Source organism: Marinobacter sp. (assembly GCF_040904845.1).
Classification (GTDB): domain Bacteria; phylum Pseudomonadota; class Gammaproteobacteria; order Pseudomonadales; family Oleiphilaceae; genus Marinobacter.
The window spans coordinates 1-10,178 of the sequence record NZ_JBBDSR010000023.1; the positions used below are offsets into that span (position 1 = coordinate 1).

A 10,178-nucleotide genomic window follows, 5' to 3' on the forward strand; every position below is an offset into this window, starting at 1 on the left:
AAACGGTTCCTACACCCAAAGCTGAATAAACATGTCAGAAGCCCTGAGAAAACTACTGAACCAATCAGGCCCGCCACCGGTGATCACCCCCCACGTGGGCGTACTCACCCTGCACTTCCAGCTCTACGGCTGCGAAGACCTCAAAGCCAAACGCAAAGTCTTCACCGCCCTGAAAGCCGTCTGGGGCCGCGAGCCTGACCTGGCCGTCGCCGAAACCGCCGACCTGGAGGCCCTTGATTGCGCCACCTGGACCATTGCCGCCCTCGGCAGCTCCACTCAGCAAATCACCCAACGCCTCGACCAGGTAGAAAAAGCCATTCAGGAACGCGTGGACGCTGCCATACTGGACGTACACCGGGAAATTCTCTGAGCCCTGCTGGTCACCCTGTGGCACAAGATTTCACCAAGCCGTATACTACGCTCCCTTTCAAGATAGTCAGGACAGGCTCAGAGGCCAGAAGGGAGGCCAGAGCGGCCCGGCTGACACCGGGCACAACGAATTTTCAACGTCGGAAACTCACATCCGACCGTATCCGCCAGGCATCCGGAACCGGCCGGCGGATGACCACCGACTGAAAATGTGTGGCGCGCCTATGACCGGAAAGAAAAAATCCGCCCAGGCCTCATTAGAGGCTATGTATCGTGTGTTCACGGTGCCCGAAGCACCGGAATCCACCCTGAGCCGGATTGACCAGAACATCTCCCGCAATCTTGCAGGTTTCCTGCAGGAACACATCGTCGCGGTAGAGAAAGACCTGTCCGACGTCGAAAAAGACTTTTCTGATTACGCCATTCCGGAAAAGCCCGTCTTCGTCTCCGAACAGGCCCAGTTCCTGCTCGACAAGCTGGTGGCGAACTCCGTGCATACCGCCTCCCCCAGTTTTATCGGCCACATGACCTCAGCGTTGCCCTACTTCATGCTGCCGCTGTCGAAGATCATGATCGCGCTCAACCAGAACCTGGTGAAAACCGAAACCTCCAAGGCCTTTACCCCCATGGAGCGCCAGGTGCTGGGCATGATTCACCGTTTGGTCTACGAACAGGATGGCGCTTTTTACCGCAAATGGATGCACGACCCCCGCTTTGCCCTGGGTGCCATGTGCTCCGGCGGCACCGTGGCCAACCTGACCGCTCTCTGGGTCGCCCGCAACCGCGCGTTCCCGGCCGAGGGCAGCTTCCGCGGCATCCATCAGGAAGGCCTGTTTCGTGCGCTTCGCTACTACGGTCATGAAGGCGCGGCCATTCTGGTGTCCCGCCGCGGCCACTATTCCCTGCGCAAAGCCGCCGATGTACTCGGCCTCGGCCGCGAGTTCCTGGTCCCGGTAGACACCGACGACGACAACCGCATCAACACCGACGCACTGCGGGATAAGTGCCTGGAACTGCAGAAACAGAAAATCAAAGTCATGGCCATCTGCGGCATCGCCGGCACCACCGAGACCGGCAACGTCGACCCGCTGGACGCCATGGCCGACATCGCCCGGGAATTCGGCGCGCACTTCCATGTGGACGCTGCCTGGGGCGGCCCAACCCTGTTCTCCCGCAGCCACCGCGACTTATTGCGTGGCATCGAACAGGCCGACTCGGTCACCTTCGACGCCCACAAGCAGCTCTACGTGCCCATGGGCGTTGGCCTGGTGGTGTTCCGCGACCCCAGCCTCGCCAGCGCCGTCGAACACCACGCCCAGTACATCATCCGTAAGGGTTCGCGGGATCTCGGCAGCACCACCCTGGAAGGTTCCCGCCCCGGCATGTCGATGCTGATTCACTCCGGCCTGAAAATCCTCGCGCGGGAAGGCTACGAAATTCTCATCGACCAGGGCATCGACAAGGCTCAGACCTTCGCTGACCTGATCAACGTTCAGCCGGATTTCGAGCTGGTGACCAAACCGGAACTGAACATCCTCACCTACCGCTACTGCCCGGCCGAGGTGCAGCAGGCGCTGACACTGGCCGATGAGCGACAGGCGGAGAAACTGAACAGCTGCCTGAACCGCATCACCAAGTTCATCCAGAAAACTCAACGGGAACGGGGCAAGGCGTTTGTTTCGCGGACGCGGCTGGAGCCAGCCCGTTACTTCCACTTCCCCTGCATTGTGTTCCGGGTGGTGTTGGCCAATCCGTTAACGACCAGAGAAATTCTGGAGGATATTCTGGCGGAACAACGGGAGCTGGCGACTACGGAGGAAGGGATTCAGGACGAGATTTCGATTCTGCACCAGATGGCGGGCGCGGTACTGAGACAGCAGCAGCCTGGAGTGCGCCAAGCCTGATTTTTCAGGGGTCGGGTACCGCCAGGGCAGGCCATCCCGGCCCTGGCTCATTGCTTTGTCTCTAACCCCTTAATACAGCGTGTTTTTGAAGCCGCCCCCGAACCGCTCACCTCCCCACCAGCAAGCAGGCTACATCAATACAAAGCCTCTTCGTCATCCAGCACTTCGTGCAGGATATCCAGAAACATGTGATCCGCCTCGCTCCAGCTCTCTGGAATGCGGATCGTGGTGTTGGCACTGATCTCGCGGGCGATCAGCTCATTGGCGTTCTGTTCGTTACGGTGATTGCGGGCGATTTCCACGGATTTCACCGCGATGGTCGGATCACTCAGCACCTTCTTGATGAACACTCGCAGCTCATCGATCGTGCGGGCCTGGCGACTTTCAGCGGACGAACTCATCACTTACTCCCGGATAGTTTGGCGTTCAGGGCACATCCCCAACATTGCACCAGTATGGCTGTTTCGGCCGGCGGCAACCAGCCCGGAGATGCGCCTGCCCGGCTCAACAAAGCACGGGCAGGCAACGGCATTACATCAGCAGGCCACGCAGGGTAAAGAACAGCAGGGCCGCCATCATCGCGGACGCAGGCACGGTGATAATCCACGCCGCCACTATGCGGGTGAGGTGGGAGCGCTTGACCATTTCCTCACGGTAGATTTTCTTCAGGCGCTTACGCTCGCTTTTGGACAGCGGCACCTGCTGCTTCTTCTTTTTGGCCTGCTTGAGCAGACTTTCCATTTCTTCCAGGGACGCATTGCGGAAATCATCCAGGAACGGCCGCAAGCGCTCCTGCTCGACCTCGTCATGGTGCTCCATGATCTTGTGAAGCTGGGTGGCGTAGTTGGATTTCAGGTATTCCCGCAGGAAGCCCACCCCAAACACGCCGCCAATGGCGATGTGGGTGGAGCTGACCGGCAGCCCAAGCTGCGAAGCAATAATCACCGTCAGCGCGGCAGACAACGCGATACAGAAGGCGCGGGTCTTGTCCAGTTCGGTGATCTCGCTGCCAACCACCTTGATAACCTTCGGGCCAAACAGCATGAGGCCGACCGCCAGCCCCAGTGCACCGACCAGCATGACCCAGAGGGGAATGGATGCGGCGGTCACCACGGCACCGGCGGACAGGGCGTCATTAATGGCCGCCAGCGGCCCGATGGCGTTGGCCACGTCGTTGGCACCGTGGGCAAAACTCAGCAGGGCGGCGGCGAAGATCAGCGGCCAGGTGAACAACGTATTCACCCCCTCTGTGCTGTTTTCCATGGTGGCAGCGCGCCGGCCGACCAAGACGCGCATCGCCACGAACACCACGGCGGCTACCGCCAGACCGACCAGCGAGGCTCCAAGGAAATCCACCTCAACCAGCTTTTTGACGCCCTTGACCATCAGGTAGGTACCAAAGGCCCAAGCCATGATCGCAACCAGCCAGGGCACGAAGGTGCGCGCCGCAGGCACCAGGTTCTGACGATAAAGCACCGTTCTCTTGATGGCGTAGAGGAACAGCGCGGCCAGCACACCGCCCATCACCGGCGAGATCACCCAACTGGCCACAATCTTGGCCATCACGCTCCAGTCAGCGATGCCCCAGCCACCGGCAGCGATGCCAGCGCCCAGTACACCGCCGACAATGGAGTGGGTGGTGGATACCGGCGCACCCATCCAGGTCGCCAGGTTAAGCCACAGCGCGCCCGCCAGCAGCGCGGCGGTCATCAGCCAGACAAAGGCGTTGACATCATCCAGCCGGTCAGCGGCAATGATCCCCCCCTTGATGGTGGAGACCACATCGCCGCCGGCGATAATAGCGCCGCCGGCTTCAAATATGGCCGCAATCAATACCGCACCGCCCAGGGACAGCGCACCGGAACCGACGGCCGGCCCAACATTGTTGGCGACGTCGTTAGCACCAATGTTGATCGCCATATAGCCGCCGATGACCGCAGCGGCCATCAACAGCATGTTGTTGGGCATGCCGCTGCTCAACTGGCCGACGACCAGCCAGATGCCGATCAGGAACAGTACACTGAAACCTACGCGGAAACGCTCGGTGGAGGGACTGGTGAGCAGGGTGTCAAGAAATCCGGTTTTCGGGGCCATAACAGATCAGGTCTCGTGGATGCTGAGTGTGTTGCAACGTATTGCGCCCTCCCGGCCAGTCAGATTGCGCCTTCCCTAGGGTAGTCTACACTGCGCGGCAACTATAATTTTTTTGCCACGAAATTGAAACATGTGGGTGTCACGTCGGCCGGTTGACCCATGTCGCGGAAATAACGGCACGCATGGCGTAATCTGGCGTATAACTCCTGCCACAAGCACTATAAAGAAAAGAATGCTTAAAAAGGCTCCCATGTCAGATTCTCTCCACCCCGATGCCCCGCCGACGGTCCCCATCGAAGATCAACGTATTGCCCGGCTTCTGACCTGGCTGTCGCTGATGGCCATCCTGTTTCTCCTGGGGATCGGGGCCAAAGCCTGGTATGCCAACCACCATACCCACGCCTGGGTGCTTTGGGCGTTCGCGCTGCCCATCGTCGTCAACATGGCGTGGTTTGCGGGAACCGGAAACCGGGCGGCGCAAAAAGGCGGCCTGATCACGACCGTCGGTCTGCTTTTCGTTTATCTGATGGCCTCCGGCGGGGAGAGCAACACCGGGCCGCTGTGGTTTTATGTCTTTCCGCCTCTGCTGTTCTACCTGACCAACCTGAAAACCGGCACGGCCATTCTGCTGTTCTGCTACCTGATCGCCGTGGTGGTGTTTCAGAATCCGGATCTGCCACTGGTGGCGGCGGAATACTCAACGGACTTCAAAATCCGTTTTTTCGCCACGCTGACGTTCGAGTCCCTGTTCTGCTTCGTGCTGGAGGCCAGCCGACTGAAGGCCAGGCATGAGCTGGTGGAACTGGCCCGCACCCACGAGCAGGCTGCCCGAACGGACGAACTGACGGCTTTGGCGAACCGCCGCGACATGCAATACCGACTCAATGCCGAATTCTCCCGTTACCAGCGGGCCGGCCATCATTTTTCCATTGTGTTGATCGATCTGGACCTGTTTAAAACCATCAATGACCGCTTTGGTCACGACGCCGGAGATGAGGTATTAAAAGCCTTTGCCGAGCTGATGCAGCGCGTTATCCGGGAAACCGACATCGCCGCGCGCTGGGGCGGCGAGGAGTTTCTGGTGCTGCTGCCGGACACCTCCCTGCTGCAGGCACTGGTCCTGGCCGAACGCCTGCGCGCCGAAGTGGCAAGAACCGAATTCGTCTTTCACGACCAGCGCCTGCCCGTGTCCATCAGTGCCGGCGTCTGCTCCATCGCCAAATCCGGCTCCATCAATGACCTGCTAAAACAGGCGGACACTCACCTATACAGTGCCAAGGAGGCCGGACGGAACCGTATTGCCCCACGCGTGCGCAGCCTCGATGAGGCGGCGGACCGGGACACCACCCCCCGGCCTTGAGCCCAACCAGATCAGCCGCTATGATCAGTCGCCTCACATTCAGGCGCGGCTGACACCCGCGAACGGAGCCATAAAAGGGCTGACATGGCGGCAATTCGGATTCTGACAGGCAGTGTCTATGGCGGGGCATTGCTGACAGCAAAGGCCATCAAGCAGGCCTTGGAGAGTGAGGGGCACTCGGTCACGGTGCTGGACAACCCCATTCTCGATGACATCACCAGCAATGATGACGCCCTGCTGGTGTGCACATCCACCACCGGACAGGGCGAAATTCCTCCTAATTTACTGCCCTTTTACCTGTCTTTGCGCGAGCAGTTACCCCAGCAACCGGGGCGGCCATTCGGTGTGATTGTTCTGGGGGACAGCTCCTACGGAGACACCTTCTGCGGGGCCGGCGACTTGCTGGAAGAGGCACTGTGTGAAACCGCCGCCTACAAACTTGGCGACACCCTGCGCATTGATGCGCTGGAAACCACCGAGCCGGAACTGGAAGCCCTGGACTGGGTCGCCCACTGGGTAGGCAATCTGTAACGGTGTTGGCGGAGTCAGTAACCAACTGCAATTATGCCGCCCACAGCCTTGAGCCGTCGCGGTGCTGAGGCCATAATGCAGGAAACAAACATAAAAAGTTTGGTATTTTGTGCGCCATATTGCTCTGTTTTTCGCCCTGATGGGCGCAATGATCACCATGGCCCCCGACACTCTGGCGGCTTCATCGGCATCATCCCGGCTGCCCCAGCCTGCTATTGCTTATATGCAGGCTCCTTCCATGCAGGGATCAGCCGGCGGTGACACGCTTTCCGGGCTGCTGTCCAGTGGTGACTGGCAGCCGCTGGCGGAGAAGACCCCGAACTTTGGCTACGTCACCGACAATTACTGGTATCGCATGCCTCTGGGCGACGGGCCGACCCAGCAGGTGCTGGAGATCAGCTACTCTCAGCTCGACCTTGTAACATTTTACCTGCTCGCTGATGGCAAGCTGGTCGACAAAGTGGTCACCGGCGACCACCTCCCCTTCTCCGAGCGCCCGCTGTATCACCCCAGCTTTCTGATCCCCTATACCGTAGAGCCTGGCGTCGACTATGAAATACTGCTGTCGGTACAGACCAACGGGGCCCATCAGGTGCCGATCCGGCTATGGGAACAGAACGCGCTGTTCGATGCGCTGACCACCGAGGACCGACTGCACAGCCTGTACTACGGCATTTTGATTACCACCATCTTTTTCAACCTGGTTATTTTCCTGACCCTGCGGGAAGCCACTTACCTGTTTTACGTACTGTCGACCTTTGGCTACCTGTTTCTGATGGCCTGCCTGCGCGGCGTCACTTACCAGGTGTTCTGGCCGGAGAGCCCCTGGCTGCAAAATCAGACCATGCTGATGGCGGTCCCCGGTGCCGTGCTGTTTGCGTTGCTGTTCGCGCGTTCGTTCCTGCGGCTGCGCGACCGGGCACCGCGCACGGATCTGCTGCTCAAGACCCTTGTCGGGCTGAGTATTGTCGCGGTGCTCGGCACCTTCGTGCTGGATTTCAACACCTCCATAAAATTCTCAGTGGCACTGGGGTTGTCGGGCTTTCTGGTGCTGACGGTCATCGGCCCGTTTCAGTGGGCCAAACGCAACCCCCAGGCCGGGTACTACACCATTGCCTGGGCTCTGTTGATTGTTGGCACCATGCTGACGGGGGCCAACAAGTATGGGTTGCTGACAACCAACTGGCTGACCACCTACGGCATGCAGGTAGGCTCCGGGCTGGAGGCGATTCTGCTCACCATCGCCCTCGCCAAACGGCTGTACAACGACCGGGAAGAACGGCTCCACGCCCGCGAGGCGGAACTGAGAGCCATGGCGGCGCGGCGGGCGGCAGAACTGCGATTGATGGACCAGGCCCTTCACAACCCACTGACCGGCCTGCCCAACCGCACCAGTTTTGAAATGATGATCAACGACCTGATTACCCGGATGCCGGACCGTCGATATGCGATTGCCGTCATTCACCTGAGCAACCTTCAGGCCATCACCAAAACCCTCGGCCACCGCAACACAGACCGGTTGATCGAACTGGCCTCAGCCCGGTATAACAGCATTGTGAGGGAACTGCCCGGGGTGCTGCCCGTCGAGACCAACGAACAACGTTCGGTTTATCTTGCCTCACTGGAACCCGCCACCTTCGGTTTTGTGGTGGACGCCGACGCGATCACCAAAGCGCCTCGAACCGTGGTGCATGGCCTGGAGGAACTGCGGGAAGCGGTGGACTACCTGGGCATGCAACTGCCCCTGGACCCGCAAGTCGGTGCCGCCATTTTCCCGGAGCACGCCCAGGACACCAACTCGCTGATTCGCCTTGCGCACATTGCCCAGGACTCCGACGAAGCTCGTGATCGCGGCCTGGCGTATTATCAGCCCACCCGCGACTCCTACAGCGCCGAAAGGCTGACACTGGTGTCGGAGCTGCGCAAGGCCTTGCAGAACCACGAGCTCGACCTGCACCTGCAGCCGAAACTGGCACTGGCCACCCACAAAATCGTTGGGGTCGAGGCACTGATCCGCTGGCCGGGCCGCATCCCCGCCATCCGCACGGATGTGCTGGTCGCCATCGCGGAGCAAACCGGACTGATCAAACCGCTGACGCGCTGGGTGCTGGAGCGTGCCCTGGAGATGCGTGGTCGTCTGGTGGAACAGGGTTGGCCACTGGAAATGTCCGTCAACATTTCGCCCAACAACCTGCGGGAACCGGATTTCCCCGTGTTTGTGCAGCGGCTGATGGACGGCCACCATGCCCACCGGGGCGAGATCATTCTGGAGGTCACTGAAACCTCGATGATGCAGGACCCGGCCAACTCCCTGAAAGCGCTGAATTCCCTGCACTCAACCGGCATACCGGTGTCGATTGATGATTTTGGCTCGGGCTACTCCTCGCTGTCGTACATCAAGCAATTGCCCGCCAGTGAGATCAAGATCGACCGCTCGCTGATCACCGACATCACCACCCAGCCTGGGGACCGGGTGATTGTTCAGACCACCATCGATATGTGCCACTCTTTGGGTTACAAAGTTGTCGCTGAAGGTGTGGAAGACGAAGAGACCGCGGAATTGCTGGAAAGCATGGGGTGCGACATGATTCAGGGCTACCTGCTCACGCCGCCTTTGCCTTTCGATACATTGCTGCAGTGGCTGTCGGCCGATACGGCCGGCACCCGTCGGAAAACCGGCTAACACCAGACTCTGAGACCGCTTTATCCAGACTGTAACCGACTAGCGCGCGCGTTTGCGAATCAGCGCTTCCTGAGTGGTTGAAGCAACCAGGCCGCCGCGCTGATTGAAGAAATTGCCACGGTTGAATCCGCGGCCGCCAGCAGCACTGGGGCTGTCCTTGTCGTACAACAGCCATTCATCCATGCGAAAATCCCGGTGAAACCAGATGGCATGATCAAGGCTCGCTACCTGCATGTCTTTGCTCATAAAGGTCACGCCGTGGGGATGAAGAGACGTGCCCAGAAAAGCAAAGTCTGACGCGTAGGTAAGCAGGCAGCGATGCAGCACCGGGTCGTCCGGCAATTGCCCCTGAGCTCTGAGCCAGCTTTGCTTATGGGGTGGGCGGGATTCCGGTTTGAACGGGTTGACCGGATCCACCGGGCGAATCTCGATGGGGCGCTCGCGGGTGAGGGTGTCGCGCAGGTGTTCCGGCACATGAGGTGCCATCATTTCGCCGTATTCCTGCTCCGACTTCAGTGTGTCCGGGGCCGGAGCCTCCGGCATGTCGAGCTGGTGTTCAAAACCCTGCTCGTCCACCTGGAAAGACATCGAACCGGTGAGAATCTCCTTGCCGCCCTGGCGGGCAATCACCCGCCGTACGGAAAAGCTGCCACCGTCCCGCACCCGCTGCACTTCGTAATCGATGGGCATGCTGTGATTGCCCGGCCGCAGAAAGTACGCATGCAGGGAATGGGGCAACCGGCCTTCGACCGTCCTGCTTGCCGCCATCAGGCCCTGGCCCAGTACCTGGCCGCCAAATACATTGGGAAACCCAAGGTCTTCGCTGTCACCCTGAAAATGGTCGTCCCCGATTGGCGAAAGATCCAGAAGATCCACCAGCTTTCTGGTTAATTCAAGCATGCCCACTCCTGTTAGTTCGTTAGCTCACGAATGCGTTTCTACCCCAAGCCGGGGCATTTCGCAATCTCTCAGTCGTGGATCGGTGGCACTTCCTTCGATAACGCCTGTTTTTCAACCGCGAAACGACCGGTAACCGCAAAACCCAGTATCTGGCCATCGGTACTCTTGAACAAAGCCCGCACATCACTGCCATCCTGCTCTATCTGCCATTCCCCGGTTGCGTCGGAAGGGGGCGGGCAAACCGCCGTCGGGCAGCAGGGGGTCTTGATCATCACCGGCATGGTGCCATAGGCCACTTCGGTGCGCTCACTGATCAGAGTCTTCGCCAGTGCGCGGG

The 10,178-nt window shown here is 59.7% G+C and carries 8 protein-coding genes and 1 pseudogene; 5 read left to right on the plus strand and 4 right to left on the minus strand.

Annotated elements, in window-relative coordinates; all coding sequences use genetic code 11:
• Window positions 1–31: 31 nt before the first annotated feature.
• Together WD429_RS02630 and panP are read left to right on the plus strand one after the other, a co-directional pair.
• Window positions 32–370, plus strand: a complete 339-nt coding sequence (locus WD429_RS02630) for a DUF503 domain-containing protein (RefSeq protein ID WP_368420623.1) — start codon at window positions 32–34, stop codon at window positions 368–370.
• A 223-nt stretch (window positions 371–593) separates the two neighbouring features.
• On the plus strand, window positions 594–2,273 hold the full coding sequence (gene panP / locus WD429_RS02635; RefSeq protein ID WP_368420624.1) for a pyridoxal-dependent aspartate 1-decarboxylase PanP: 1,680 nt from the start codon (window positions 594–596) through the stop codon (window positions 2,271–2,273).
• Window positions 2,274–2,407: 134 nt separating this feature from the next.
• Here panP and WD429_RS02640 read toward each other — a convergent pair whose 3' ends face one another.
• Window positions 2,408–2,674 carry a hypothetical protein gene (locus tag WD429_RS02640; RefSeq protein WP_368420625.1) on the minus strand — a complete coding sequence of 89 codons (267 nt, stop codon included), beginning with the start codon at window positions 2,672–2,674 and terminating at the stop codon, window positions 2,408–2,410.
• 130 nt (window positions 2,675–2,804) lie between these two features.
• On the minus strand, window positions 2,805–4,367 hold the full coding sequence (locus WD429_RS02645; protein ID WP_368420626.1) for an inorganic phosphate transporter: 1,563 nt from the start codon (window positions 4,365–4,367) through the stop codon (window positions 2,805–2,807).
• 250 nt (window positions 4,368–4,617) lie between these two features.
• On the opposite strand from WD429_RS02645, the gene WD429_RS02650 reads away from it, so the two are divergent.
• From WD429_RS02650 to WD429_RS02660, 3 genes are all read left to right on the plus strand, one after another.
• Window positions 4,618–5,727, plus strand: a complete 1,110-nt coding sequence (locus WD429_RS02650) for a GGDEF domain-containing protein (RefSeq protein WP_368420627.1) — start codon at window positions 4,618–4,620, stop codon at window positions 5,725–5,727.
• 84 nt (window positions 5,728–5,811) lie between these two features.
• Window positions 5,812–6,258, plus strand: a complete 447-nt coding sequence (locus WD429_RS02655) for a flavodoxin domain-containing protein (RefSeq protein WP_368420628.1) — start codon at window positions 5,812–5,814, stop codon at window positions 6,256–6,258.
• Between the two features lie 109 nt (window positions 6,259–6,367).
• Window positions 6,368–8,941, plus strand: a complete 2,574-nt coding sequence (locus tag WD429_RS02660; RefSeq protein ID WP_368420629.1) for an EAL domain-containing protein — start codon at window positions 6,368–6,370, stop codon at window positions 8,939–8,941.
• A gap of 39 nt (window positions 8,942–8,980) precedes the next feature.
• Here WD429_RS02660 and WD429_RS02665 read toward each other — a convergent pair whose 3' ends face one another.
• Window positions 8,981–9,841 carry an acyl-CoA thioesterase gene (locus WD429_RS02665; RefSeq protein ID WP_368420630.1) on the minus strand — a complete coding sequence of 287 codons (861 nt, stop codon included), beginning with the start codon at window positions 9,839–9,841 and terminating at the stop codon, window positions 8,981–8,983.
• A 68-nt stretch (window positions 9,842–9,909) separates the two neighbouring features.
• Window positions 9,910–10,178: pseudogene (locus WD429_RS02670) on the minus strand (FAD-dependent oxidoreductase); the annotation flags it as partial.

Excerpts from the sequence above, each read along its gene's own strand:
- WD429_RS02655 (WP_368420628.1), top strand. The coding sequence starts at position 5,812 with ATGGCGGCAATTCGGATTCTGACAGGCAGTGTCTATGGCGGGGCATTG.
- WD429_RS02645 (WP_368420626.1), bottom strand. The coding sequence starts at position 4,367 with ATGGCCCCGAAAACCGGATTTCTTGACACCCTGCTCACCAGTCCCTCC.
- WD429_RS02650 (WP_368420627.1), top strand. The coding sequence starts at position 4,618 with ATGTCAGATTCTCTCCACCCCGATGCCCCGCCGACGGTCCCCATCGAA.
- panP (WP_368420624.1), top strand. The coding sequence starts at position 594 with ATGACCGGAAAGAAAAAATCCGCCCAGGCCTCATTAGAGGCTATGTAT.
- WD429_RS02665 (WP_368420630.1), bottom strand. The coding sequence starts at position 9,841 with ATGCTTGAATTAACCAGAAAGCTGGTGGATCTTCTGGATCTTTCGCCA.
- WD429_RS02640 (WP_368420625.1), bottom strand. The coding sequence starts at position 2,674 with ATGAGTTCGTCCGCTGAAAGTCGCCAGGCCCGCACGATCGATGAGCTG.
- WD429_RS02630 (WP_368420623.1), top strand. The coding sequence starts at position 32 with ATGTCAGAAGCCCTGAGAAAACTACTGAACCAATCAGGCCCGCCACCG.